Here is a 25,679-nt window from a genome sequence, read left to right on the forward strand (position 1 = left end):
ATGGCCGACCCCGCCGGCGCAATGGCCGACTTGCGCCGGCGGCGATCCGTTCTAGGTACGAACCAAGGAAAGGATCGCCCATGAACGCTCCCCTCACCCGCAACGATTGGCAGGCCGCCGGCGTGACGCAGCTCGACGACACGATCGCGCTGCGCCGCGCGATCCATGCCGAACCGGAAATCGGCCTTCACTGTCCGCGCACCACATCGAAGCTGAAGGCGGCGCTCGCCGGCCTGCCGCTCGAAATCCACGACAGCACCTCCACCACGGGCTTCGTCGCCATTCTGCGCGGTGGCCGCAGCGGGGCGGGTGACAATGCACGCACCGTGCTGTTGCGCGGCGACATGGATGCGCTGCCCTTGACCGAGGACACCGGCCTTCCCTTCGCCTCCACCATCCCGGGCGCGATGCACGCCTGCGGCCACGACGCCCATTCCGCCATGCTCGCCGGCGCCGCGCGCGCCTTATGCGCGCGCAGGGACGAACTGCCCGGAACGGTGGTCTTCATGTTCCAGCCCGGCGAGGAGGGCCACCATGGCGCCCGCTGGATGATCGATGACGGGTTGCTCAACCTCGCGCGCCCCGACGCCGCCTTCGCGCTCCACATCTTCCCCAACGCGCCCGCCGGTGTGTTCGTCGGACGCGAAGGACCCCTTCTCGCCTCCACCGACACGCTGATCGCGACGATCCGTGGCAAGGGCGGTCACGCCGCCATGCCGCACGATTGCATCGATCCGATCCCGGTCGCTTGCGAGATCGTCACCGCGCTGCAGAGCTTTGTCGCGCGCCGTATCCCGGTGTCTGATCCCGCCGTCCTGACCATCACGCAGATTCACGCCGGCAGCAGCCACAACATCATTCCCGATGAAGTGAAGCTCATGGGAACGCTGCGCACCCTGTCGGATGCGACCCGGGAGAAGGCACGTGCCGCCTTCCATCAGATCGCCGGGAACATCGCTGCGGCGCATGGCTGCGAGGCGGATACCAGGGTCGAGGAAGGCTATCCGGTCACCTTCTGCGACCCGCGCGCGACGGCGATGATCCGTGAACTGTCACAGGACATCTCCGGGGAACGCGGCTGGACGACGATGCCGGCACCGATGATGGGCGGAGAGGATTTCTCCTACGTCCTGCGCGAGATACCGGGGGCCATGGCGTTCATGGGGGTCGCGCCGGAGGGCAGCGATCCGCGCACCAACCCGCCGCTGCACAATGTGAAGATGACGATCGAGGAGCAGGTCATGGCCAGGGGCGTTGCGATGCACTGCGCCCTGGCCGACCGCTTCCTCAGTCGTGGTTTCGATTAAGGCTGCGCCGTATTGCCCCTCCCGCCGTTTCTGGCGGCGGGAGGGGCTACGATCATTCCACGGTCACCGATTTGGCAAGGTTACGCGGCTGGTCCACGTCAGTGCCCTTGGCGACTGCGACGTGATACGCCAGCAACTGGACCGGTACCGCATAGACCAATGGTGCGATCAGCGGATGCACCTTGGGCATTTCGATCGTCGCGATCGTGTTCTCGCCCGCCTGTGCGATACCATCGGCATCAGAGATCAGCACAACCTGAGCGCCGCGTGCCTGCGCCTCCTGCATGTTGCTGACGGTCTTGTCGAACAACGGACCGGACGGCGCGATGACGACCAGCGGCACCGCCTCGTCGATCAAGGCGATCGGCCCGTGCTTCATCTCACCCGATGCGTAACCTTCCGCATGGATGTAGCTGATTTCCTTTAGCTTTAGCGCGCCCTCCAGTGCCAGCGGATATTCCGGTCCGCGGCCCAGGTACAACACGTCGCGCGCAGCTGCGATCTTCGGCGCCATCGCCTCGATCTCGGCATCGTGCGCGAGCGCCATGCTCATGGCCTCGGGCACGTGCTGCAGCTGCTTGACGATCTCCGCCTCGTTCGCCAGCAGGCCACGGGCGCGCGCGAGGTTCGTGGCAAGTGCGGCCATGACCGCGAGCTGACAGGTGAATGCCTTGGTGGAGGCGACACCGATCTCCGGCCCCGCATGCGTCGGCAGCAACAGATCGACCTCACGCGCCATCGAACTGGTCGGCACGTTGATAATACCGCCGGTCGTGACGCCGCCTGCCTTCATGTGGCGCAGAGCAGCAAGCGTGTCCGCGGTCTCGCCCGACTGCGAAATCACCAGACCGAGCGTGTTGGGCAGCAGGACGGGATCACGGTAGCGATATTCGCTCGCCACATCGACCTCGACCGGGATGCGGGCCAGCCCCTCGATCCAATATTTGCCGATCATGCCGACATAGCTGGCCGTGCCGCACGCAACGATGACGACGCGCTCGACCGTCGAAAGGTCGAACTCGATGTCCGGCAGCGAGACCTGCGATTCCAACGGGCGGAGATATGAGCGGAGCGTCTGCGCCACGACGACCGGCTGCTCGTAAATCTCCTTCTGCATGAAGTGGCGATGGTTGCCCTTATCCATTAGCTGGCCGGAAGCGCCGGAGTTGACGATCGGGCGTGACACGCGCTGGTTGGCGCTGTCGTACACCTCGACCTCCTCATGGGTGATGGCGACCCAGTCACCCTCTTCCAGATAGGCGATCCGCTGCGTCAGCGGCGCAAGGGCAAGCGCGTCCGAGCCCAGGAAGTTCTCGCCATCCCCATAGCCGACCGTGAGCGGTGCGCCGAGGCGGGCACCGAGCAGCAGATCCGGGTGTGTGCGGACCATGACGCCCAGCGCAAAGGCGCCATGGAGCCGCGGCAGGACAGCCGCCAGCGCGGCACGCGGCTCTGCGCCATTCTCGACCTCACGGGCGATGAGATGCGCGACGACCTCGCTGTCAGTCTGGCTGAGGAAGGTGCGTCCCTCCGCGATAAGTTCGTCGCGTAAGGGCTTGAAGTTCTCGATGATTCCGTTGTGCACGACAACCACATCGCCAACGATATGGGGGTGTGCGTTGTCCTCGGTCGGTGCGCCGTGCGTCGCCCAGCGGGTGTGCGCAACGCCGCTCTCGCCGCCCAACGGCTCCTCGGCCAGCCGCTGCGCCAGGTTGCGCAGCTTGCCCGGCGCGCGGCGGCGATCGAACGAACCATCAGTCACGGTGCAGATGCCGGCGGAGTCATAGCCACGATATTCCAGCCGCTTCAAACCATCCAGGAGACGATCAGCGGCCGGCTCCTTTCCGATTATTCCAACAATCCCACACATTTATCGAGATTCCTTCCGAGCACGCATCACGTTCCTGAACTTCGCTGCCCAACCGGGCTTTTCGGTCTGCGGCGGTCGCACGAGCGCCAGCGCATCGGCCTCCACATCGCTTGTAACGGTAGATCCCGCTGCCACGATCGCGCCATCGCCGATTGTCACCGGTGCTACCAGTGCCGAGTTCGAACCGATGAAGGCGCCTGCGCCGATCCGGGTCTTGTACTTGAAGAAGCCATCGTAATTGCACGTGATCGTGCCCGCGCCGATGTTCGCGCCCGCGCCGACCTCCGCGTCGCCGAGGTAGGTCAAATGGTTCGCCTTGGCGCCCTCACCCAGCACCGCCTTCTTCATCTCCACGAAGTTGCCGACGCGTGCGCCCTTTTCCATCACCGCGCCTGGCCGCAGCCGTGCATAGGGGCCGACCGATGCGCCCTCGCCGATCGTCGCGCCTTCGACATGGCTGAAGGCGTGGATCACGACCTTGTCGGCGACGGACACGCCAGGGCCGAACACCACATTGGGCTCTACAATGACGTCTCGGCCAAGAACCGTGTCGTAGCTGAACCAGACGGTCTCAGGCGCGATGAGGGTGACGCCATCGTCCATCGCCTGCTTGCGCCGGCGTTGCTGCCAGACCAGTTCGAGTGCGGCGAGCTCCGCACGGCTGTTCACGCCGGTCACTTCCTCGGCATCGGTTTCGATGACCGCAGAGGAGCGGCCGTCGGTGCCCGCCAACATCACGATATCCGGCAGATAATATTCGCCAGCAGCATTGGCATTGTCCACGCGCCGCAGCAGATCGAACAGGTCCTCGGATCGAACCGCCATCAAGCCTGAGTTGCAGAGCGTCTCGGCGCGTTCCTCCGCTGAGGCGTCCTTGAACTCCACCATGCGCGTGATACGACCCTCGACGTCGGCGATCACGCGCCCATAGGCACCAGGATCGGACGGGCGGAAGCCCAGGACGACGACAGCCGGCGCTTCCTCGGCGTGCAGGCGATCGATCATCCGGCGCATCGTCGCTTCCGTCACAAGCGGGACGTCGCCGTAGAGGATCAGCACGTCACCGGCGAACCCCGCCAAGGCCTCCTCGGCCTGCTGCACCGCATGGCCAGTGCCAAGCTGCTCCTGCTGCTGCGCGACGGCCACGCCCAGCGGCGCCACCGCGGCCTCCACCTGTTCGCGCCCTGCACCGACGACCACGACGGTTTTCGCCGCGCCCAGCCCCTCCGCCGCAGCCAGCAGATGATGCAGCATCGGCCGCCCCGCGAGAGGATGGAGCACTTTGTGCGTATCAGATTTCATCCGCGTACCCTTGCCAGCGGCAAGCACGATTACGGCGAGAGGTCGGCTCGTCATGGCGCGCCTGTGCCATCGTCGGCTTGCCAATTCCATAGCGAGCCGTCACCGCGCATGACGATGGAACGATTTCACTTCGACACGGTCGGTTTCGACCTCGACGGCACGTTGATCGACACGAGCGGTGACCTCGCTGCGGCGGTCAATCACGCGCTGGCGCAGGACGGCCGGCCGCCGCTCAGCGTCGACGCGATCAAGCCCATGATCGGGGGTGGCGCACGCCATATGCTCGCCCAGGGGCTGGCCGCGACCGGCGGGGGTGCCGACCCCCTTCTTGATCAGCTGCACCGTGTCTTGCTCGAGTATTACGAGGCCAACATCTACGTTCACAGCGTACCGTTTCCCGGCGCTTTGCGGGCGCTGGACGAACTTGCACGAAGGGGCGTGCAGGTCGCGGTCGTCACCAACAAACTCGAGCGTTTCGCGCTTGAGGTACTCCGCGACGCCGGCCTGCTTGATCGGCTGACCTGCGTGATCGGCGGGGATACGCTGGGGCCAGGCAAGTCAAAGCCGGCGGCCGATCCGATTCTCGAGATGATCCGGCGATCAGGCGGCGGAACGGCAGCATTCGTCGGGGATTCGATCTACGATGTCGCCGCGGCCCATGCGGCGGGCATTCCGGCGGTCGCCTGCCGATTCGGCTTTCTGATGCAACCGGTGGAAGAACTGGGCGCCAACGCGATCATCGATCATTTCGACGAGCTCGTCCCCGCGTTGAACGGGCTGCGGTAATGGTAACATCCCGATTGATCTGGCGGCTGATCCTTCTGGCCGCCCTCGTCTTTGCGGTGACCATGGCGCTGCTGCCGCACCCGCCGAAAGTGCCGATCGATAGCGACAAATATCAGCACATGCTCGCGTTCGGCACGCTGACGATCCTGTCGGTCCTCGCATTTCCACAGACGCCGTTGCTGCGGATCGGCGAGCGGCTGTCCTTTCTCGGCGCGATGATCGAAGTGGTTCAGTCGATCCCCGTGCTTCACCGCGACTGCGACATCATGGACTGGGTGGCCGACACCGCGGTCATCATTGGCATGCTTGTCGTGGTCGCGATCAGCCGACGGCTCCGTTCTTCCGCCACTTGATCCACAAGTGCCGCGCCAGCATCAGCGGCGGCATCCGCAGCGCGTGGGAGCGGACGTAAAACGTCAGCCGGGTGGCAGGGTGGATGGCGCGACCCCAGCCATCGCGACCGAGCAATCGTCGCAGGTACAGCCGGTCGGTCACTTCCGTCCGGCGAAATGCAAGCGGCACGGGCGTGTCGAACAGGCGATGCGTCAGGCGAAGTGCGCGCGCCAGGACCGGGGAGACGCCGTGGTCCCGCGCCCGGGCCGTAAGCCGATCCCAATAGCCGGGATCGTCATCGGCGAACTCACGCAACAGACGATCGATGTCCCACAGGTTGCGCAGTCCACCGGCGAGATCGCCATCCGCCAACAGGTGAATGGCGGCGTGCAGCACGACATCCTCGTTCGACAGCATTGCCAGACCATTGCCCAGCGGCCGCGCTCCTTCCAGCAATCGCGCGGCATCCGGTCGCAGCCGCGCCGTCAACGGCAGGATCGTGTGGTGCACGTCGATCATCCGGTCGCGCTCGCGATGGATCATGGGGGGCAGTTCATGCATCCACCGCCGGTAGTAGCTGTCGTCATAGGGATCGGGCTTCACCCACGCCCATCCATGCGCCAGCAGCGCCGCCTCCACGTCTGCAAGCGCGGCAGCGGGAACGAGTATGTCGAGATCTCCGATCGCTCGCCCGCTTCCCGCCGCAAGGCCCGCGGCAGCGAAGGCCGTGCCCTTCAGCAGGATCAGCGGCGCCACAACACCTTCCAGCGCCCGGCGCGCCATTTCCGCTTCCCATAACGCCTGCCGACGCCCCTCCAGCGAGGTCGCCCTGGCATCGGCCAGGATGGCCGCCACGCGCGGCGGCGCCAGATCGCCGACGCGGCAGGCCAGCGCTCCCATCATCTGCTCGGCCAGCGCCACGGCCAATAGCGCCGTCCACCTTCGGTCATCGAGGCCGGGCGCTCGTGATGGATCCACGAGGACGGCGATCAGGTCGCGCGCCGCGCTCACCAGAGATCCTCGATCATCGACGCTGCGGTCTCAATATCGGGATAGTCGATCGCCGCGCGAGTAACGCCCCTCACCAGTCCGGTTAGCGCGCGATAGCCGCGCTCGCCCAGGCCCACATAATTGGTCGAAGCCTGCGTCAGCCTGACGAACGCTTCCCCTGCCCCGACGGGCCGCTGATCAGCCACGTGGCCAAAGCGGGGAAACAGCAACAGCGCCGGCGTCGCGGGAACGTTCGCCATCGCCAGTGCCGCGCCCTCGGGAACGAGATGCTGGATCGTGCCCTTGGGCGTGTCCGTCATCGCCGGTCCCCAGCGGCCATCCGGTAGCGCCGCCTTCACGACCGGGATTGCAGCATTCTTCACGCTCACCGGCCGCGGGAATGGCCATATCGCCCCGGTATCCGGATCGACGAGGACGAACTCATCGGCCATCAGCCGCCATCCGCGCGCCTGCAGCAGCGCCGCGAGGGTCGACTTGCCGGCTCCTGACTCGCCGGTGATGACCACTGCCCGTCCGTCGCGCTCCACCGCAGCGGCGTGGAGCAGGAGGAAGCGGCGCAGCCCCAGCGCCAATTGCAGGTTCATCGCCATCTCCGCCGCCAGCAACCCCTGCGGCAAGGGGAGCGGGGCGGCATCCGGAATGACGAAGTCGCCGGCGATGCGCACGGCGGGGCGAAGGAACCGGCGCCAGGGCCGCGATGGCTCAAGACGAACGGTAAAATCAGGCACCGACACGTCGGTCGGATAGTCGCGGTACAGCGTACGCATCTGATCAAGCGGCCGCCGCCATGCCGATCCAATCCGAAAGCTGACCGGTCCAACCTGAACGCGGAATTCGCTGGTCATGCGCGCTCGATCAAGCCGGTGACCGCAAGCTCATCAAGGAGCGCGATCAGTTCCGCGCGACCGCCTTCCACGATGTCGAACGCGGCCTCAATCTCGGCAATCGCCATCCAGCGCCCGGCAAGTACCTCCAGCACCTCAGGCACTGGCGATGCCACCAGGTGCGTCATGCCGGATGTACGGTGAAACAGCGCTACGATGTCGTCCAGCGGCGTGACGATCAGGTCGGCCGCCGGCGGCGCGCGATAGCGCGTCGCGTCCACTGGCTACCGCCGCGGCATCTGCAACGAGGCAAAACAGGTGAACCCCGTCGTTCCGCTCCGCAGGCTCTGGACATATTTCAGATAGGCGCGGCTGCGTTCGTAATCGACACCCGGCAGGTTGCCGCCAGACGCCAGCGCGCGCCGAATGTCCTCGCCCCTGAGCGGTCGGCCGGGCGGCGCATAGGCGCCCGGGGTGCCCGGCGGCACCACCTTGCCATTCTTATCGATGAAGCTGCCCGCGCGGCCCGGATCGGGAACGGGAATATCGCACGTCATCACCGAGCCGTAGGCTTGCGCCATTGCCGGGCGGATCGACACGATCGCCACCGCGCCAACGGCACCCAGGCGCAGGGCGCGTCGCCGCCCGGGCTGCTCGGGTTGATCCTGATCGCTCATGACGGGCACCTATCCACGACCGAGCCCTTCCATAATCCTAATGCCGGCACAAGCATCGCCGCGGCAGCGTGTCGTAGCGGGACACTGCCGGCGCGCCCCGCCAGCACCCTCGTACGTCGCGCGGCGCTCACCAGCGTGCTGGACAATCGTTCTTTCGCGTCCATAACTGACCGCAACTGCGTCATTCGCCGCCAAGGGACCTATGGACGAGATCATCTCTCCACGCGGCTGGACCGCGCTTGCCATCGTCGTTGTCACCGCCGTCATTCTAGGCGTCATCGGTGCGGGACTGGATGCTGTGGCGGTCAGCATCGTCGGCGGCATTGTCGCGGTGCTGACGATGACGGGCGGCGGCCAGCATGCGGGCGAACATCCTGCCGGATCGACCACGCCCGCGCCGTTTGGCGAAATCGAGCCGGTGCTGGATGCGCTGGCCGAGCCGATCCTCATCCTGGAGGGGCCACGGGTCGCCCACGCCAACAAGGCGGCCCGCGCATTGCTGGGCGCGCATATTATCGGCGAGGACGCGCGCACCGGCATCCGCCATCCGGCCGCCGCACGGCTGCTTGGCGAGGATGCCGCCGATGCCGTCGCGTCGCTCGCGGGCCTCGGCGCGCCGGATCAGCGCTGGGAAATGCGCCTTGCCCCGTTCAGCGACGGTCGCCGCCTCGTCCATCTTTCCGACCGCAGCGGCAGCCATGCCGCAGAGCGGATGCGGGTGGATTTCGTCGCCAATGCCAGCCATGAGCTGCGCACTCCCCTCGCCTCGATCCTCGGCTATGTCGAAACGCTCGCCGACACCGCGGGCGAGGATCCGGTAACGCGCGCCCGCTTCCTCAAGATCGTTTTCGACGAGGCGCAGCGAATGGATAGGCTGGTCGACGATCTGATGAGCCTGTCTCGGATCGAGGCCGACAAGTACCGTGCACCCGCCAGTTCGATCGACCTCGCGGCCCTGGTCGACAGGACGCAGCAGGAGCTTGCCGATGCGCATGACGGCCGCGGCAAGGACATCATCCTTGAACACGATCCGGGCGAGATCATGGTGCAGGGCGATGCCGCGCAGCTTTCCCAACTGCTGCACAATCTGATCGGCAATGCGATGAAATATGGTCGGCCCGGCACGCCGATCCGCGTCTCGATCACCCGGGCCGACGACATGGTTCGGCTGGTCGTCGCCGACCAAGGGGAGGGCATCCCGCCCCAGCACCTGCCGCGGCTTACCGAACGCTTCTACCGTGTCGATCCGGGCCGTAGCCGCTCGATCGGCGGGACGGGTCTGGGCCTGGCAATCGTCAAGCATATCGTGGAGCGCCATCGCGGCCGGCTCGATATCGCCAGCCAGGTCGGCGAGGGTACCCGCGTCACGGTCATGCTGCGTGCGGCAGGTTCCGTTACTCTACCGATTGATGCGCCGGGAGCCGCTGTCATCAAGCAGTAATGCTCGTGTCACACAGGCGCGAACGCCGCGTCGTGCGGCGCTCTCGGGATGTTGAATGATTCGCGCCGCTGTGATCGTCGCGCTGCTTGCGCTCTCTTCCGCCTGCCATGACCAGGCCAGCGGTGGTGCTGGCGCGCGCGCGCAGATCAAGGCGGTGGGATCGTCCACCGTCTATCCGTTCACGACCATCGCGGCCGAGCAATATCTGGCCAACAATCCGGATGCGCGCCCGCCGGTAATCGAATCCACCGGCACTGGCGCTGGCATGCGCCTGTTCTGCGCCGGGATCGGCGCCGCTTACCCCGACATCGTCAACGCCTCTCGCCGGATGAAGCGCAGCGAGTTCGAGGACTGCCTGCGCCACGGCGCAAAGGAGATCCTGGAGGTGCAGATCGGCATCGATGGCGTCGCCTTTGCCGAAGCGAAGAACGGGCCCAAGATGGCGCTTACCTCGGCGGACCTTTACCGGGCGCTCGCCGCTACGCCGGGGGGCAAGCCCAACCGCTATCGCACCTGGCGGGACGTCAATCCGGCGTTGCCGGCCATTCCGATCCAGATTTACGGTCCGCCATCGACCAGCGGCACACGCGATGCGTTGGCGGAGCTCATCATGGCGCAGGGCTGCCTCGACACCGATCCCGAAGCGCGGCGGCTGAAGGAGACGGATGAGGATGGGTTCAAGGCACGCTGCCAGCGCGTGCGCGAGGACGGCGCCTATATCGACGCCGGCGAGAACGATAATCTCATCGTGCAGAAACTGACCGCCAATCCCAATGCGATCGGCGTGTTCGGCTATTCCTATCTGGAAGAGAATGGAGGATCGGTCGTGGGTGTGCCGATCGGCGGCGTTGCGCCGACCACCGAGACCATCGTCGACGGCCGCTATCCCGGCGCCCGGCCGCTCTACATCTACGTCAAGAAGCAGCACATGGACGCCGTGCCCGGGCTCCGCGCCTTTGTGCAGCAATATACCGGCCTTTGGGGTGCCGGCGGGCCGCTCGCGCGTCGCGGCCTGATCGCTGCGCCTGCCGAGGTCCAGCAGCAGTCGGCCGACCTGGTTCGCACCGAAACCCCGCTGGCGTTGGACGCACTGAAATGAGCGCTGGCGCATTGCTGTTCGTCATTGTCGCGTTGGGCCTGATCGCCTGGTTTGTCGCGCGCGCCCGCGCCGCGGCCTTCCGCGTGGGCGGCACGCAGCGCTTCAGTGCGCTGCCCGGCCACCACGCGTCCTATGTGGCGCTCTGGACCCTGGTGCCGGCGCTCGTCTTCCTCGGCATCTGGTGGTTCGTGTCGCCGGCACTGGTCACCGATGCGGTGCTGGCGACGCCCGCCGCGGCCGCTCTGCCGGCGGCAGGCTTCGAGCGTGCGGCGATCCTCTCGGAAGCGCGCAACCTGTCGCGCGGTGAGGCATTCGGCGCGTTCCACGATCTGGCGGAGGTGCTCGCCCCAGCCTACGCCAGCGCGCAAAGCCGCTACAATTGGATCGGCACGATCCTCGCGGCGGTGCTCGCCTTTGCCGGCTTCGCCTATGCCTTTGCGCGGGTACGGCCGGGCTTTGCCGCCCGGACGCAGGTGGAGCGCATCGTCATGCTGCTGCTCCTGCTGGCGTCGCTGATCGCCATCCTGACCACCGTCGGCATCGTCGGCAGCCTGTTGTTCGAAAGCGCGCGCTTCTTCTCGATCGTCCCGATCACCGACTTCCTGTTCGGCACCCACTGGTCGCCGCAGGTTATCGACCCGCGCGACCCCGGCGCGAGCCTGGGCGCCGTGCCGTTGTTCTGGGGCACCTTCTTCATCGGCGCGGTGATCGCGATGCTGGTCGCGATCCCGTTCGGCCTGATGAGCGCCATCTACCTGACGCAATATGCCCGCCCGGCGACCCGGCGGTGGATGAAGCCGGTCCTCGAGGTGCTCGCCGGTGTGCCCACCGTCGTGTACGGCTATTTCGCCGCGCTGACCGTCGCGCCCGCGGTGCGCGATTTTGCCGTGTCGATCGGCATCACCTGGGCGAGCAGCGAAAGCGCGCTCGCCGCAGGGCTCGTCATGGGCGTCATGATCATCCCGTTCGTGTCGTCCATGGCCGACGATTCGCTGGCCGCGGTGCCCGGTTCGATGCGCGACGGCAGTCTGGCGCTGGGTGCAACCCCCTCCGAAACGATCAGCCGCGTGCTGGTGCCGGCCGCGCTGCCGGGAATCGTGGGCGGCGTGCTTCTGGCGGTGAGCCGGGCGATCGGCGAGACCATGATCGTCGTCATGGCCGCCTCTGGCGTCGCGCAACTCACGCTCAACCCGTTCGCCAGCACCACCACCGTGACCAAGCAGATCGTCGACCTGCTGACCGGCGAAGCGGAATTCGACAGCGCAAAGACGCTGGCAGCCTTCGCGCTGGGCCTGACGCTGTTTGTCGTCACGCTGCTGCTCAACATTTTCGCCCTCATGATCGTGCGGAGGTACCGCGAGGCTTATGACTGATCGCGCGCCCACCGACTGGCGGACCGACGCCATGCGGCGCCGGATTGCCCGCCGCTACCGCTCCGAACGTCGCTTTCGCGCGCTTGGCCTTGGCGCCATCATCATGTCGGCTGGATTCCTGGCCTTCCTGATCGTGACCATGCTGGCGCAGGGGCTGGGCGGGTTTACCGAGACGCGTCTCGCGTTGCCGATCAATTTCGCCGCCGCTGACCTGCAGGTGCAGCCGGATCAGCTGCGCGGCAATCGCGCCGATCTGGCCCTTGCCGGCGCCGGGCTGGAAAGTGTCGTCGATGCGGCCGCGACCGCGGCGTTCCCGCGCGAGGGCGGCGCTGCGCTGCTGTCCGACGGCGCCTGGTTGCGGGTGCGCGATGCGGTGAAGGCGAATCCTGCCCTGCTGCGCGGCACCGCCGTGGTCGAAGTGCCCGTCGCCAGCGATATCGACATGGCGTTCAAGGGCGATGGCACCCCCGCCGCCCGAAAGACCGTCACTGCGCTCGGCGATCATTTGTCGCGCGGGATCAACTGGGACTTCTTCGTCAATGCCGACGCGACCGATCCGACCCGCGTGGGGATCTGGGGCGCGCTCAAGGGCTCCCTATTGACAATGCTGGTCACGCTGTCGCTCGCGTTTCCCATTGGTGTTCTTTCCGCGCTGTACCTTGAGGAATATGCGCCCAAGAACCGTTGGACCGACCTTATCGAGGTATCGATCAACAATCTGGCCGCCGTCCCCTCGATCATCTTCGGGTTGCTTGGACTGGCGGTGTTTCTGGGCACCTTCGGACTGCCGCGATCGGCGCCGATCGTCGGTGGGCTTACCCTCGCGCTGATGACCATGCCGGTGATCGTCATCGCGGGCCGGAACGCGATCAAGGGGGTGCCGCCGTCGATCCGCGACGCCGCGCTCGGCATCGGCGCCAGCCCGGTACAGGTGGTCTTTCACCACGTCCTCCCGCTCGCGCTGCCCGGCATCCTGACCGGCACCATCATCGGCATGGCGCGTGCGCTCGGCGAAACGGCACCGCTGCTGATGATCGGGATGCGCGCATTCATCGCCGCCCCGCCGCAGGGCCTGACCGATCCCGCCACCGTGCTTCCGGTTCAGATCTTCCTCTGGTCCGACGAAGTCGCACGCGGCTTCGTGGAAAAGACATCTGCCGCTATCATCGTCCTGTTGGTCGTGCTGCTCTCGATGAACGGCCTGGCCATCTATCTTCGCAACCGCTTCGAGACCCGCTGGTGACCCACAAGATCACGGCCCGTGACGTCAACGTCTTCTACGGTGACAAACAGGCAATCCGTCACGTATCACTCGATATCGATCAGGAGGATGTGACTGCCTTCATCGGCCCCTCGGGGTGCGGCAAGTCGACCTTCCTGCGGACGCTCAATCGCATGAACGACACGGTTCCGAACGCACGGGTCGAAGGCGACATCCGGCTGGACGGGGAGGACATTTATTCCAAGGACATGGACGTCGTTCAGCTGCGCGCCCGTGTCGGCATGGTGTTCCAGAAGCCCAATCCGTTCCCGAAGTCGATCTACGAGAATGTCGCTTATGGCCCGCGCATTCACGGGCTAGCGAGCGGCAAGGCCGATCTCGACCGGATCGTCGAACAGTCGCTGACCCGCACCGGCCTGTGGAACGAGGTCAAGGATCGCCTGCAGGACAGTGGCACCGCTTTATCCGGCGGGCAGCAGCAGCGGCTGTGCATCGCCCGCGCCATTGCCGTCGATCCTGAGGTGATCCTGATGGACGAGCCGTGCAGCGCGCTCGATCCGATCGCCACCGCCCGGATCGAGGAACTGATCCACGATCTGCGCGGCCGGTACGCGATCGTGATCGTCACGCACAACATGCAGCAGGCGGCGCGCGTCAGCCAGAAAACCGCCTTCTTCCACCTTGGTGAACTGGTGGAATATGGCGATACCAACAACATCTTCACCAACCCGCGCGAACAGCGCACCACCGATTATATCACTGGCCGCTACGGCTAAGGGACGGGGCTATGCCAGAGCATACGGTAAAGGCGTTCGACGAGGATATCGGCCGGCTGCGCGGGCTGATCAGCCAGATGGGCGGTCTTGCCGAACAGGCGATCGATCGCGCGATGCGCGCGCTCCAGCGCGGCGATCTCGAACTCGCCAAGCGCGTCCGCAAGGACGACAAGCAGATCGACGCGATCGAGGCGGAGGTTGAGCGGCTGGCAGTGCGCATCATCGCGCTGCGCGCGCCGATGGCCAACGACCTTCGCGAAGTGGTCGCCGCACTGAAGATCGCGGCCGTGGTCGAGCGGATCGGCGACTATGCCAAGAACATCGCCAAGCGCGTGCCGATGATCGAGGGCGAGCATCGGATCGAGCCCATTTCCGTCATTCAGGCGATGGCGCGCATGGCAGCGGAAATGGTGCACGACGTGCTCGACGCCTTCGCCGCGCGCGATGCCGCCGCGGCGGTCGAGATCTGCGAGCGCGACAAGGCGCTGGACGATTTCTACGATGCGATCTTCCGCACCCTTGTCACTCACATGGTCGAGAACCCCAAGACCATCAGCGAGGTCGCGCACCTCCTGTTCGTCGCCAAGAACCTGGAACGGGTCGGCGACCATGCCACCAACGTCGCAGAAATGGTGTATTTCGCCGCCACTGGCACCCAGATGGCGGATCGCGAAAAGGGGGAATGATGCCACGCGCACGCATGCTCTTGGTTGAGGACGACGCCGCGCTCGCGGAATTGCTGGTTTGGCATTTCAAGCGCGAGGATTTTGACGTCGTCCACACCATCGACGGAGAAGAAGCGCTGCTCCTGGCACGCGAGAAGGTGCCAGACATCGTTCTCCTCGACTGGATGGTGGAGGGTCTATCCGGCATCGAGGTGTGCCGCCGGCTGCGCCGCAATGCCGAAACCGCCAACGTTCCGATCATCATGCTCACCGCACGCGGCGAGGAGGAGGATCGCATTCGCGGGCTCGAAACCGGCGCGGACGATTATGTCACCAAACCGTTCAGCCCGCGCGAGCTGGTGGCGCGCGTTTCGGCCGTGCTCCGTCGCGTCCGCCCTGCACTTGCAGGCGAGGCCCTTACCTATGCGGACCTCGAGATGGACACCGTCGGCCACAAGGTACGCCGCAGCGGGGAGGTTATTCCCCTTGGTCCCACCGAATTCCGGCTGCTGAAGCACTTCCTGGAACATCCCGGCCACGTCTTCTCGCGTGAACGGCTGCTCGACAGCGTCTGGGGGCATGACAGCGATATCGAGAGCCGCACCGTCGATGTTCACATTCGGAGGCTGCGCAAGGCAATCAACGAAGGTGGCCGACCTGATATCATCCGAACCGTGCGGTCGGCCGGTTATGCGCTGGATGCAGGCCATTAGTCGGCGAAAACAGGCCGATTAGAGCCGCCGACTAGGGACTTTCCTTAGGGCTGGAGCGTCGAATCGCCACCGAAACAAGGATACATCCGTCACCCAGCGCGTTGGATGGGCTCGTTTGCGCGCAATCGAGCGTTTTCACAGGAGATTTCCTCATGAAGTCCTTCCTTTTCGTCGCTGCCGCCATTCTCGCCGCTCCTGCGATTGCACAGGATCAGTCGGCGATGGCGGATCAGGCACCGACCACCCAGTCCGGCGGCCAGGTTCAAACCAGCACCGATCCCGACGGCATGCGCATCGTCGAGACTCCGGGCGGCTATGAGCCCGCCGGCTCTCCGCTGAAGGGCACGCCGGAGCCGGGCTCAAAGGTCGTGTTCCAGCCTGCGCCGCCACCGTCGGTCGCCTTCCCGCCGCCCCCGCCGCTGCCGAGCTATCCGCCATGCAAGAAGGGACAGTTCAACAATTGCATGCAGCGCGGCGGCAAGTGATCGTCTGAGCGGAAGGTCTACCCGACGGGCAGTTGCACCCGTTTGAATGTCGAGTATGGGAGGGCGCTTCTATCCAAGTGAGGGAGCGCCTTTTCCATGTCCATTCGTTTCGATGACAAGGTAGCCATCGTCACCGGCGCCGGCGGCGGTCTTGGCCGTGAATATGCGCTCGAGCTCGCGCGGCGCGGCGCAAAGGTCGTGGTCAACGATCTCGGCGGCGATCGCACCGGCTCTGGCGCGTCCGACGCCGCCCACAAGGTGGTCGAGGAGATCAAGGCCGCTGGCGGCGAGGCGATGGCGAACGGTGCCAGCGTCACCGAATATGATCAGATGGTCGAGATGGTGGCCAAGGCCAAGGAAGCCTGGGGCGGTGTCCACGTCCTGATCAACAACGCCGGCGTACTGCGCGACAAGTCGTTCGCGAAGATGGAGCCGGCCGACTTCGCCTTCGTCGTCCAGGTTCACCTGCTCGGTTCGGCTTATGCCACCAAGGCAGTGTGGGAGACGATGCGCGAGCAGAATTATGGCCGCATCCTGATGACCGCCTCGTCGACCGGCCTCTACGGCAACTTCGGCCAGACCAACTACGGCGCGGCGAAGCTTGGTCTCGCCGGCTTCACCAAGTCGCTCTACCTCGAAGGCGCGAAGAACAACATCAAGGTCAACACGCTGGCTCCCGTGGCAGGCACCCGTATGACCGAGGATCTGTTTCCCGAGCAGCTGTTCCAGGCCTTCTCGCCCGACAAGGTCGTCCCCGCCGCGCTGTATCTCGTCAGCGAGGATGCACCGACCAACCAGATCGTCGGCGCCGGCGCTGGCGTGTTCCAGGCTGCCTATGTCACGCTGACGCCCGGCGTTGCGCTGAGCGGCGACGAGCTGTCACCGGAAGGCATCGCCAAGCATTGGGCGGAAATCACCGATCGTACCGGTGAGATCGTGCCTGATTCGGGCGCCGGCCAGTCGATGATGATCGGCAAGAAGCTGCAGGGCGGCTGATCCTCAACCACCGGCGCGTGTCACCAGCGCGCGCCGGTGTTTGACTTGCTTGTCACCGGCAATTGGAAGCGGTGGCGGTCACCGCAGCGTAGCCGCTCAGCCGTCGACCAGCTTCATCAGACGTCGCTCGACAGGTGCCAGCACCGGGCCCAGTTCGTGCCCGCGCTTCACGATCTGGCCTGCCTCGCCGTACAGCGCCCACATGCCCTGCCGGTTGCGCAACGAGGGCCGCTTTTCGATCCGGAACTCCGGCCGCTCGGCCGTCCGCCGGAACGCCGCGAACTCGGCAGCGTCGCGTCCCAGGCTGATCGCATAATCGCGCCAATGCCCGGCCGCCACCATGCGCCCGTACAGATCGAGAATACGGTTCAGCTCGCCCCGGTCGAAGCCGATCTGACTCGGTTTGCCCTTCAGCGGAAAGGGTGTGACGACCCCCATCAGGCGCGGTTACGCTCCCGCCCCTCGCCCTGCTCATCCACCAGGGCGTCGAGCCGCTTCTTCATCGCCTCCAGTTCGCAACGCAGGATTTCCACCTTCTGCGTCGCCGGATCGAACATCTCGCTGCACGGCGTGCCATAGGCCATGAACTTGCGCTCAGGCGCCTGACCACCCTCCACCACCGTCGGCCGCGCGGGAATACCGACCATCACCGCGCCCTCGGGAACGTCGCGCGTGACCACCGCATTGGCGCCCACCCGCGCCCGGCGCCCGACGGTAATCGGGCCCAGCACCTGCGCGCCCGATCCGATGATCGCCCCGTCACTGATCGTTGGGTGCCGCTTGCCCGCTATGCCGTTGTCCGGGCTGGTCCCGCCCAGCGTCACGCACTGATAGATGGTGACGTCGTCGCCGATCTCCGCGGTCTCGCCGATCACCACGAACCCGTGGTCGATGAAGAAGTTGCGCCCGATCTTTGCACCCGGATGGATGTCGATCGCCGTCAGGAAGCGGGAGAGATGATTGACCGCGCGCGCCAGGAAGAACAGCCGCGCACGATACAGGCGGTGCGCAAGCCGGTGCCAGCCGAGCGCCCACACGCCAGGATAGGTCAGGATCTCCAGCCGCGAATGCGGTGCTGGATCACGCGCGCGGATCGAATCGAGATAAACCGCCAAACGCCCCATCACGCGTCCCCTTTCGAACGCGCGATCTAGGATGTCGTGCGCACGATTTCCAGCACCGCAAAGAATGAACATGGCCGGCGAAAGCATAGCAATCTTGTGGGATTTGCTCTCGTGCGGCATGGCATTCGCGTCAGTCACTAGGGGATGAGTGTGGATTTTTCGTCGCTGACCTTGGAAGCGCTGCTGCCGTTCATCCTCGTCGGCTTTGGCGCCCAGATCGTCGACGGCGCGCTCGGCATGGCGTTCGGGCTGATTTGCAACACGTTGCTGGTCGCGGTGATCGGCCTGTCGCCCGCACGCGCTTCAGCCAACATCCACATCGTCGAAACCTTCACCACTGCCATTTCCGGCATCAGCCATGTGCTGCACGGCAACGTGGACAAGCGGCTGTTCTTCCGGCTGCTCGTGCCCGGCATCATTGGCGGGGTAAGCGGCGCGTATCTACTGACCAATCTGGACGGTGAAACGGTGAAGCCCTTTGTGCTGGGCTATCTGATCTTTGTCGGCATCTACCTGCTCGTCCGCGGGCTGCTGTTCTCTGCGCCGCGCGGCAAGCCAAAGGTCGTTGAGCCGCTTGGCCTCGTCGGCGGCTTCCTTGATGCTGCCGGCGGCGGCGGCTGGGGCCCAATCGTCACGTCCAACCTGCTGGTGCAGGGGCTTGAACCGCGCCGCGTCGTCGGCACGGTCAATGCAGTCGAGTTCTTCCTGACCGCCACCGTCTCCGCAACGTTCATCTGGCACCTCGGCCTCGAAGATTTCGCCACCGCCACGATCGGGCTCTTGATCGGCGGCGTCATTGCCGCGCCGCTCGGCGCCGTGATGGCAAAGCGGATTCCCACGACGGTGATGCTCGTGCTTGTCGGAGCGGTGCTGACGATCACCAGCACATATGGCTTCATCCGCGCCGTCTTGTAATCGCGCCTTTTCGGCTCGCATGATCGACTGAATGCACTATATCGCCAGCATTGATCGAGAAGACCGATTATATGGCGAACATCTACCTACCGACACTGAAGCAGCTGCAATATCTCGTGGCCTTGAAGGATCAGGGCCACTTCGGCCGTGCTGCGGAGACCTGCTACGTCACCCAGTCCACGCTGTCGGCCGGCATCCGCGAACTCGAAACCCTGATCGGCGTGACGCTGGTCGAGCGAACCCGCCGCGTCGTCCGGTTCACGCCGCTCGGGGATCAGATCGTGGCCAAGGCGCGGCGCGTGCTGCGCGAGGCGGAGGAACTGGGCGACATGGCGCGCGCTGCCGGCCGGCCGCTGTCCGGCGAGATGCGGATGAGCGTCATTCCCACGATCGCCCCCTTCCTGCTGCCCCGCGTCCTGCCCCGCCTGCGCGCTGATTACCCTGACCTGAAATTGTACTTGCGCGAAGAGCCCAGCGCTCAGGCATGCGAAGCCTTGCACAATGGCCGTGCCGACTGTGTCCTGCTCGCCCTCCCCTATGCCTGCGGCGACGTCACCACCGTGCCGCTGTTCGACGACCGCCTGTTCCTCGCTTTCCCGGAGGGCGAGCTGCCCGACAGCGTCCAGCCCGTCTCGCCCAAGGATATCGACGAAACGCGCCTCCTCATGCTGGAGGACGGGCATTGCCTGAAGGATCATGTGCTCGCCGCGTGTAACCGCCCGGAATTGCGTGCCGAGGCGACGATGATGGGCACCTCGCTGCACACCATCGTGCAGATGGTCGACAATGGCTTGGGCCTCACCATGCTGCCGGAAATCGCGCTCAGCGCCGGGATCCTCGATCACACCCATATCGCGGCGCGGCCGCTCGGCGGGGAAAACCCGATCCGCACGATCGCGCTTGCCTGGCGACGCGCGTCGCCGCGTGAAAAGGACTTCCGCCTGCTCGCCGAAATCCTCTCGTCTGTAAGATAATCGGGCGATTGGCGCTTCAAACGCGCTCCGCTTTCGCGTTAGGTGTCGTGAAACGACGCAGAACCTGCGCGAGGGAGAGGATGATGCGGCAGCTTTTCGTACCTGCAACGCTGGCGATACGTGCATGACGGGTGCGCGGCTGACGGAGGTGTCACCACGCCACCGGTTCGATGAAGACAGGCTCGAAACGTGGCTCAGCCGGCATGTGGAAGGCTTCGGCAACGGAATGCAGGTCCGGCAATTCGTCGGCGGGGCATCGAACCCGACGTTCATGCTTTCCACCGATGCCGGCGATTTCGTGCTGCGCAAGAAGCCGCCTGGCCAGCTGCTGGCGAGCGCGCACCAGGTGGATCGCGAATATCGCGCGATGGCTGCGCTGCGCGACACGGGCGTGCCCGTCCCCAATATGCGCGCGCTGTGCGAGGATCCCGATGTGATCGGCACCGCCTTCTACGTCATGGATTATCTGGAAGGACGCATCTTCCGCGACGCCACCCTGCCCGACCTGACGCCGGACGAACGAAGCGCAGTCTATGATCAGCTCAATCAGACGCTCGCCGCGCTCCACTCGATCGACCATCGGGCGGTGGGCCTTGAGGACTATGGCCGCCCGACCGGCTATTTCGATCGCCAGATCGCGCGATGGATCAAACAGTATCGCGGGGCAGAAACGCAGCCGATCCCCGCGATGGAGGCGCTGATCGCAGAACTGCCCGCGCGCGTTCCGAAGGATGAGGCGGTCAGCATCGCGCATGGCGACTACCGGCTCGAAAACGTCATGTTCCATCCAACCGAACCGCGGCTGATCGCGGTGCTCGATTGGGAATTGTCGACCATCGGGCACCCGCTCGCCGACCTCGGCTACAATTGCTTCATGTGGCATTCGACCTCGCCTAGCTGGGGCACGCTGGAGGGCGTCGATTTTGCGACCAGCGGTATCCCCACCGAGGAGGTTTATGTCGCCGCCTACAGCCGCCGAACGGGCCGCGGCGACGCAATCGAGGACTGGAACTTCTACCTCGCCTTTGCGGTGTTCCGCCTCGCCTCCATCAGCCAGGGCGTCTACGCCCGTGCGCTCGCCGGCGTGACCCCCAACGCCGGGGAGGCCGTGAACGGCACGCCGATGCTCGCCGAACAGGCGCTCTCCCTCCTGCGCCGCGGATGACCTCGATGGACGATACGATCACCCCCTTCACGCTCGCCATCCCGCAGGCGCAACTGGACGACCTGAAGGACCGGCTGGCGCGCACCCGCTGGCCGGAACGCGAAACCGTGGACGATTGGCAACAGGGTGTGCCGCTCGCCGCCGCGCGCGCGCTGGTCGATCATTGGCAGCACCGCTACGATTGGCGCCGCTGCGAGGCGGCGCTCAACGCCGTCGGACAATTTACCACCGCGATCGACGGGCTGAACGTGCATTTCCTGCATCGCCCCTCCCCCAATTCGGGCGCCTTACCGCTCATCCTCACTCATGGTTGGCCCGGCTCCGTCGTCGAGTTCCTGAAGGTCGTCGGGCCGCTCGCCGACCCCGCGGCGCATGGCGGCGATCCGCGCGACGCCTTTCACGTCGTCTGTCCCTCTTTGCCCGGCTATGGCTTTTCCGATCGGCCTGCCGAAAAGGGCTGGGGCGTGCCGCGCATTGCCGCCGCTTGGATCACGCTCATGAAGCGGCTGGGCTATGCCCGGTTCGGCGCCCAGGGCGGCGATTGGGGTGCGGCCGTCACTACCGCACTTGGGGCGAGCGGCGACCCGGCTGTCGCGGGCATCCACCTCAACATGGTCACCGTCCGCCCGTCAGAGGAGGACATGGCCGATGCCACTGACGCGGAAAAGGCGGCGCTGGCCGACCTGAAGCGTCACGCCGATCAGGGCACCGGCTATTCGAAACAGCAGTCCACCCGGCCGCAAACGCTGGGCTATGGGCTGGTCGACTCCCCGGTCGGCCAGGCCATGTGGATCTACGAGAAGTTCCACGAATGGACCGATTGCAACGGGGTGCCAGAGAATGCGCTGACCCGGGACGAGATGCTCGACGACATCATGATCTACTGGCTGACCGGCACCGGCGCCTCGTCAGCGCGACTCTATTGGGAAAGCTTCGGCGCGTTCGGCGGGCAAAAGGTCACGGTGCCGACCGGGTGCAGACCGGGTGCAGCATCTTCCCCAAGGAAATCCTGCGACCGTCGCGCCGCTGGGCGGAAAAAAGCTACACCAACATCATCCACTGGAACGAGCTGGATCGCGGCGGGCATTTCGCCGCCTTCGAACAACCGGACCTGTTCGTGGAAGAGGTACGCGCCACCTTCCGCTCGCTGCGCTGATACCACACCAGCACGACGCTGGCGGTCACCCCGGCATCCGCCGCCGGGGTGACGCGCCGATCAGCCCAGCGCCTTCTTCAGCAGTTCATTGACGACGCCCGGGTTGGCCTTGCCGCCCATCGCCTTCATCGTCTGTCCGACGAAGAAGCCGAACAGCGCTACCTTGCCACCACGATACTGTTCCAGCTGGTTGGGGTTCTTCGCCAGCACCTCGGCGATCACCGCCTCGATTGCGCCGGTATCGCTTGTCTGCTTCAGCCCGCGCTCCTCAACGATCTTGCCCGGCGCATCGCCGGTTTCCAGCATCACCTCGAACACCTGCTTCGCCAAGCTGCCCGACAACGTACCGTCCGCCACCAGCGCCAGCAATTCCGCCGCCTGCCCCGGCGTCACGGGCGATCCGGTGATGTCCTTGCCGATCCGGTTCAGCGCACCGAACAGCTCACCCGTCACCCAATTGGATGCCGCGACCGGCGCCGTGCCTTCTTCCAGCAACGCGTCGAACCAGCGCGCCGTCTCGACCTCGGCGGTCAGCACGCCCGCATTGTAGGGCGTAATTCCCGCCGCCTCATACCGCTTGCGCTTGGCATCCGGCAGTTCGGGAAGCGAGGCACGGCATTCCTCGAGGAATGCGTCATCCAGTTCCAGCGGCAGCAGGTCGGGATCGGGGAAGTAACGATAATCGTGCGCGTCTTCCTTCGACCGCATCGACCGCGTCGTGCCCGTGTCGGCGTTGAACAGCCGCGTTTCCTGAACGATCTTCCCGCCGCTCTCCAGCACGTCGACCTGACGGTTCGCCTCATGTTCGATCGCCGCCATCACGAAGCGGACGGAATTGACGTTCTTCGTCTCCGTACGCGTGCCGAATTCCTCGCCCGGCCGCCGCACGCTGACGTTGACGTCCGCACGCATGGAGCCTTCCTCCATGTTGCCGTCACAGCTGCCGACATAGCGCAGGATCGCGCGCAGCTTGCGCAGATAGGCGCCAGCCTCTGCCGGCGAGCGCATGTCCGGCCGGCTGACGATCTCCATCAGCGCCACGCCCGACCGGTTCAGGTCGACATAGGATCGCGTCGGATGCTGGTCGTGCATCAGCTTGCCGGCGTCCTGCTCGACGTGGATGCGCTCCACCCCGATCGTCTTGACCGTCTCGCCATCCTCAATCTCGATCGAGCCTTCACCGACAAGCGGATGATAAAGCTGCGAAATCTGGTAACCCTGCGGCAGGTCGGCGTAGAAATAGTTTTTGCGGTCGAACCGCGACCATTTGTTGATCTGCGCGTCGATCGCCATGCCCGTGCGAACCGCTTGGCGGATGCACTCGCGGTTCGGCACCGGCAGCATGCCGGGCATCGCCGCGTCGATCAGGCTGACCTGCGAATTGGGCTCCGCGCCGAACGCGGTGGCCGCGCCGGAGAACAGCTTGGCGTTGGAGGTCACCTGTGCGTGCACCTCAAGGCCGATCACGACTTCCCAGTCGCCGGTGGCACCCTTGATGCGATATGGTGCGGTTGCGTCAGCCATTGGCCAGATTCCCGAATTCGAACGTCATTACCACCACGCCTGCGGCCGGGCCACGAAGCCCGCGCGCTCCTCGATCGCGAGCGCCGCGTTCAGCACGCCCTGCTCATCCAGCGCCCTGCCGATCACCTGCAGCCCCAGCGGCAGCCCCTTGCGATCCAGCCCGCCCGGCACGCTCATCGCCGGCAGCCCGGCAAGGCTCGACGGCACGGTGAACACGTCGTTGAGGTACATCGCTAGCGGATCGGCGCTCTTCTCGCCCAGTGCGAACGCCGCCGACGGTGCGGTCGGCGTCAGCAGCACGTCGCAGCTTTCCCAGGCCTTTTCGAAATCCTGCGCGATCAGCGTGCGGACCTTCGACGCCTGCGTGAAATAGGCATCGTAGAAGCCAGCCGACAGCACATAGGTACCGATCAGGATACGCCGCTTCACCTCGTCGCCGAAGCCGGCGGCGCGCGTCGCTGCGTACATTTCCTGCAGGTTCGCGCCGTCCGGCAGGTCGCGCAGACCATAACGCACGCCATCATAGCGCGCGAGGTTCGACGACGCCTCGGCCGGCGCGATGATGTAATAGGCCGGCAGCGCGTATTTGGTGTGCGGCAGCGACACCTCGACGATCTCGGCGCCCGCATCCTTCATCCAGGCGATACCCTGCTGCCAGAGCGCCTCGATCTCCTCGGGCATATTTTCGACGCGATATTCGCGCGGAATGCCGACGCGCTTGCCTGCCATGCTGGCGTTCAGCGACTGCTCCCACTGCGGCACCGGCAGGTCGAGCGAGGTGGCGTCCTTCGCGTCGAAGCCGCTCATCGCCTCCAGCATGATCGCGCAATCGCGCACGTCGCGCGCCATCGGCCCCGCCTGGTCCAGGGACGAGGCAAAAGCGATCGTGCCCCAGCGCGAGCAGCGGCCATAGGTCGGCTTGATGCCCGAAATGCCGGTGAAGGCCGCCGGCTGACGGATCGAGCCGCCCGTATCGGTGCCGGTCGCACCCGGGCACAGCCGCGCCGCCACGGCGGAGGAAGAACCACCCGACGAGCCACCCGGCGCCAGCGGCGTTGTGCTGCCGTCGTTGCTGCGCCAGGGCGAGATGACATTGCCGAATGCGCTGGTCTCGTTGGACGAGCCCATGGCGAACTGGTCCATGTTCAGCTTGCCGAGCATCCCGGCGCCCGCGTTCCACAGGTTCTGCGACACCGTCGATTCGTACTGCGGCGTGAAGCCTTCCAGGATGTGGCTGGCAGCGGTGGTCGGCACGCCCTTGGTGCAGAACAGGTCCTTCATGCCGATCGGCACGCCGGCCAGCGGCTTCAGCTCATCGCCCGCCGCGCGCGCGGCATCGGCGGCATCGGCGGCGGCCAGTGCATGGTCCGGCGTTTCGACCAGAAAGGCGTTCAGCGGCTTGGCGCGGCTGACCGCGTCGTTGAAAGCGGTGGCAACGTCGCGCGCGGAAAAGGTGCCGGCACGCACCCCGTCGCGAATATCGCGAATGCCAAGATCGGTGAGGTCAGTCATCAAAACACCGTCACGCCGGCGATCGCCGGCTGTTCAAGGAATAGGAGCGCCTTCGGGCGCCGTGCGGCCACGATCGCCATCATTCGATCACCTTGGGCACGGTGAAGAAGCCATGCTCCGCCTGCGGCGCATTGGCGAGCACCGCGTCGCGGATGCCGCCACCGGTCAGCGGATCGGCGTTCACCACATCGTCGCGCAGGCGCAGCTTGTTGGGGATCACCGCGGTCATCGGTGCGACGCCGCTGGTATCCACCTCGCCCAGTTGCTCGATCCAGCCGAGGATGTTGTTCAACTCGGGCACGAGCCGCTCGGCGGCGGCATCGTCGATCGCGATGCGCGCAAGGCTCGCGACCTTCTTCACGGTGACGGTATCTACGGACATGGCGCCCGCTACCATCGGCGCGGGGCGAAGCGCAATGGGCGGGAAAG

Annotated in this window: 27 protein-coding genes; 16 read left to right on the forward strand and 11 right to left on the reverse strand. The window is 65.6% G+C overall.

Annotated elements, in window-relative coordinates; all coding sequences use genetic code 11:
• The first annotated feature begins 80 nt into the window (after positions 1–80).
• Entirely contained in the window at positions 81–1,307 is a 1,227-nt protein-coding gene (locus tag L8F96_RS08080) for a M20 metallopeptidase family protein (RefSeq protein ID WP_334655742.1), read from the forward strand.
• A gap of 52 nt (positions 1,308–1,359) precedes the next feature.
• Here the strand turns inward: L8F96_RS08080 and glmS are convergent, their stop codons facing one another.
• Positions 1,360–3,177 carry a glutamine--fructose-6-phosphate transaminase (isomerizing) gene (gene glmS, locus L8F96_RS08085; protein WP_125945041.1) on the reverse strand — a complete coding sequence of 606 codons (1,818 nt, stop codon included), beginning with the start codon at positions 3,175–3,177 and terminating at the stop codon, positions 1,360–1,362.
• The gene (gene glmU / locus L8F96_RS08090) at positions 3,178–4,533 is read right to left on the reverse strand and encodes a bifunctional UDP-N-acetylglucosamine diphosphorylase/glucosamine-1-phosphate N-acetyltransferase GlmU (protein WP_334655743.1); all 1,356 of its coding nucleotides are present in this window, start codon (positions 4,531–4,533) and stop codon (positions 3,178–3,180) included.
• A 60-nt stretch (positions 4,534–4,593) separates the two neighbouring features.
• Here glmU and L8F96_RS08095 point away from each other — a divergent pair, with 60 nt between their 5' ends.
• Complete coding sequence (locus L8F96_RS08095; RefSeq protein ID WP_136451601.1) at positions 4,594–5,265, forward strand: HAD hydrolase-like protein; 672 nt, start codon at positions 4,594–4,596, stop codon at positions 5,263–5,265.
• Positions 5,265–5,618, forward strand: a complete 354-nt coding sequence (locus L8F96_RS08100; protein ID WP_334655744.1) for a VanZ family protein — start codon at positions 5,265–5,267, stop codon at positions 5,616–5,618. Before L8F96_RS08095 ends, L8F96_RS08100 begins: the two co-directional genes overlap by 1 nt.
• Here the strand turns inward: L8F96_RS08100 and L8F96_RS08105 are convergent.
• The 4 genes from L8F96_RS08105 to L8F96_RS08120 are packed head-to-tail and all read right to left on the reverse strand — an operon-like array spanning position 5,587 to position 8,110.
• Positions 5,587–6,609: a nucleotidyltransferase family protein gene (locus tag L8F96_RS08105; protein ID WP_136451580.1), complete on the reverse strand. Its 1,023-nt coding sequence runs from the start codon at positions 6,607–6,609 to the stop codon at positions 5,587–5,589. The genes L8F96_RS08100 and L8F96_RS08105 overlap by 32 nt on opposite strands.
• Positions 6,606–7,454 carry an HprK-related kinase A gene (locus tag L8F96_RS08110; RefSeq protein ID WP_334655745.1) on the reverse strand — a complete coding sequence of 283 codons (849 nt, stop codon included), beginning with the start codon at positions 7,452–7,454 and terminating at the stop codon, positions 6,606–6,608. Before L8F96_RS08110 ends, L8F96_RS08105 begins: the two co-directional genes overlap by 4 nt.
• Complete coding sequence (locus tag L8F96_RS08115; RefSeq protein WP_046410788.1) at positions 7,451–7,714, reverse strand: HPr-rel-A system PqqD family peptide chaperone; 264 nt, start codon at positions 7,712–7,714, stop codon at positions 7,451–7,453. The genes L8F96_RS08110 and L8F96_RS08115 overlap by 4 nt, the downstream gene beginning before the upstream one ends.
• Before the next feature lie 3 nt (positions 7,715–7,717).
• Positions 7,718–8,110, reverse strand: coding sequence for a hypothetical protein (locus L8F96_RS08120; protein ID WP_046410790.1), 393 nt, complete (start codon positions 8,108–8,110; stop codon positions 7,718–7,720).
• 202 nt (positions 8,111–8,312) lie between these two features.
• On the opposite strand from L8F96_RS08120, the gene L8F96_RS08125 reads away from it, so the two are divergent.
• The 9 genes from L8F96_RS08125 to L8F96_RS08165 all read left to right on the forward strand — a co-directional run bounded on the left by L8F96_RS08125 (position 8,313) and on the right by L8F96_RS08165 (position 16,880).
• Positions 8,313–9,551 (forward strand): ATP-binding protein, encoded by a 1,239-nt coding sequence (locus tag L8F96_RS08125; protein ID WP_046410792.1) that lies wholly within the window; start codon positions 8,313–8,315, stop codon positions 9,549–9,551.
• Positions 9,552–9,606: 55 nt separating this feature from the next.
• The gene (locus L8F96_RS08130) at positions 9,607–10,650 is read left to right on the forward strand and encodes a substrate-binding domain-containing protein (protein WP_046410794.1); all 1,044 of its coding nucleotides are present in this window, start codon (positions 9,607–9,609) and stop codon (positions 10,648–10,650) included.
• On the forward strand, positions 10,647–12,023 hold the full coding sequence (gene pstC, locus L8F96_RS08135) for a phosphate ABC transporter permease subunit PstC (protein ID WP_136451576.1): 1,377 nt from the start codon (positions 10,647–10,649) through the stop codon (positions 12,021–12,023). Before L8F96_RS08130 ends, pstC begins: the two co-directional genes overlap by 4 nt.
• On the forward strand, positions 12,016–13,266 hold the full coding sequence (gene pstA / locus L8F96_RS08140; protein WP_046410797.1) for a phosphate ABC transporter permease PstA: 1,251 nt from the start codon (positions 12,016–12,018) through the stop codon (positions 13,264–13,266). Before pstC ends, pstA begins: the two co-directional genes overlap by 8 nt.
• Positions 13,263–14,021 carry a phosphate ABC transporter ATP-binding protein PstB gene (pstB, locus tag L8F96_RS08145; protein WP_334655746.1) on the forward strand — a complete coding sequence of 253 codons (759 nt, stop codon included), beginning with the start codon at positions 13,263–13,265 and terminating at the stop codon, positions 14,019–14,021. The genes pstA and pstB overlap by 4 nt, the downstream gene beginning before the upstream one ends.
• Positions 14,022–14,032: 11 nt before the next feature.
• Positions 14,033–14,707: a phosphate signaling complex protein PhoU gene (phoU, locus tag L8F96_RS08150; RefSeq protein WP_125945049.1), complete on the forward strand. Its 675-nt coding sequence runs from the start codon at positions 14,033–14,035 to the stop codon at positions 14,705–14,707.
• The gene (phoB, locus tag L8F96_RS08155; protein WP_046411787.1) at positions 14,707–15,399 is read left to right on the forward strand and encodes a phosphate regulon transcriptional regulator PhoB; all 693 of its coding nucleotides are present in this window, start codon (positions 14,707–14,709) and stop codon (positions 15,397–15,399) included. The genes phoU and phoB overlap by 1 nt, the downstream gene beginning before the upstream one ends.
• Positions 15,400–15,551: 152 nt before the next feature.
• Positions 15,552–15,884, forward strand: a complete 333-nt coding sequence (locus L8F96_RS08160; protein ID WP_334655747.1) for a hypothetical protein — start codon at positions 15,552–15,554, stop codon at positions 15,882–15,884.
• A 96-nt stretch (positions 15,885–15,980) separates the two neighbouring features.
• On the forward strand, positions 15,981–16,880 hold the full coding sequence (locus L8F96_RS08165; RefSeq protein WP_046410804.1) for an SDR family NAD(P)-dependent oxidoreductase: 900 nt from the start codon (positions 15,981–15,983) through the stop codon (positions 16,878–16,880).
• Between the two features lie 96 nt (positions 16,881–16,976).
• Here L8F96_RS08165 and L8F96_RS08170 read toward each other — a convergent pair whose 3' ends face one another.
• Complete coding sequence (locus L8F96_RS08170) at positions 16,977–17,318, reverse strand: DUF2794 domain-containing protein (protein WP_046410806.1); 342 nt, start codon at positions 17,316–17,318, stop codon at positions 16,977–16,979.
• Complete coding sequence (epsC, locus tag L8F96_RS08175; protein WP_046410808.1) at positions 17,318–18,004, reverse strand: serine O-acetyltransferase EpsC; 687 nt, start codon at positions 18,002–18,004, stop codon at positions 17,318–17,320. The genes L8F96_RS08170 and epsC overlap by 1 nt, the downstream gene beginning before the upstream one ends.
• A gap of 144 nt (positions 18,005–18,148) precedes the next feature.
• Between epsC and L8F96_RS08180 the strand changes: the two genes are divergently transcribed.
• From L8F96_RS08180 to L8F96_RS08195, 4 genes are all read left to right on the forward strand, one after another.
• Positions 18,149–18,919, forward strand: coding sequence for a sulfite exporter TauE/SafE family protein (locus L8F96_RS08180; RefSeq protein ID WP_334655748.1), 771 nt, complete (start codon positions 18,149–18,151; stop codon positions 18,917–18,919).
• Positions 18,920–18,990: 71 nt separating this feature from the next.
• A complete protein-coding gene (locus tag L8F96_RS08185) occupies positions 18,991–19,893 on the forward strand; it encodes a hydrogen peroxide-inducible genes activator (protein ID WP_334655910.1) in 903 nt (300 codons plus the stop codon).
• Between the two features lie 124 nt (positions 19,894–20,017).
• Positions 20,018–21,058 carry a phosphotransferase family protein gene (locus tag L8F96_RS08190; RefSeq protein WP_334655749.1) on the forward strand — a complete coding sequence of 347 codons (1,041 nt, stop codon included), beginning with the start codon at positions 20,018–20,020 and terminating at the stop codon, positions 21,056–21,058.
• A 5-nt stretch (positions 21,059–21,063) separates the two neighbouring features.
• A complete protein-coding gene (locus L8F96_RS08195; RefSeq protein WP_334655750.1) occupies positions 21,064–22,266 on the forward strand; it encodes an epoxide hydrolase family protein in 1,203 nt (400 codons plus the stop codon).
• An 8-nt stretch (positions 22,267–22,274) separates the two neighbouring features.
• Here L8F96_RS08195 and gatB read toward each other — a convergent pair whose 3' ends face one another.
• The 3 genes from gatB to gatC all read right to left on the reverse strand — a co-directional run bounded on the left by gatB (position 22,275) and on the right by gatC (position 25,632).
• Positions 22,275–23,738 carry an Asp-tRNA(Asn)/Glu-tRNA(Gln) amidotransferase subunit GatB gene (gatB, locus tag L8F96_RS08200; RefSeq protein WP_334655751.1) on the reverse strand — a complete coding sequence of 488 codons (1,464 nt, stop codon included), beginning with the start codon at positions 23,736–23,738 and terminating at the stop codon, positions 22,275–22,277.
• A 27-nt stretch (positions 23,739–23,765) separates the two neighbouring features.
• Complete coding sequence (gene gatA, locus L8F96_RS08205; protein WP_125945054.1) at positions 23,766–25,250, reverse strand: Asp-tRNA(Asn)/Glu-tRNA(Gln) amidotransferase subunit GatA; 1,485 nt, start codon at positions 25,248–25,250, stop codon at positions 23,766–23,768.
• Between the two features lie 79 nt (positions 25,251–25,329).
• A complete protein-coding gene (gene gatC, locus L8F96_RS08210) occupies positions 25,330–25,632 on the reverse strand; it encodes an Asp-tRNA(Asn)/Glu-tRNA(Gln) amidotransferase subunit GatC (RefSeq protein WP_046411790.1) in 303 nt (100 codons plus the stop codon).
• Between the last annotated feature and the right edge of the window lie 47 nt (positions 25,633–25,679).

This window comes from Sphingomonas panaciterrae, assembly GCF_036890205.1.
Lineage (GTDB): Bacteria > Pseudomonadota > Alphaproteobacteria > Sphingomonadales > Sphingomonadaceae > Sphingomonas > Sphingomonas panaciterrae.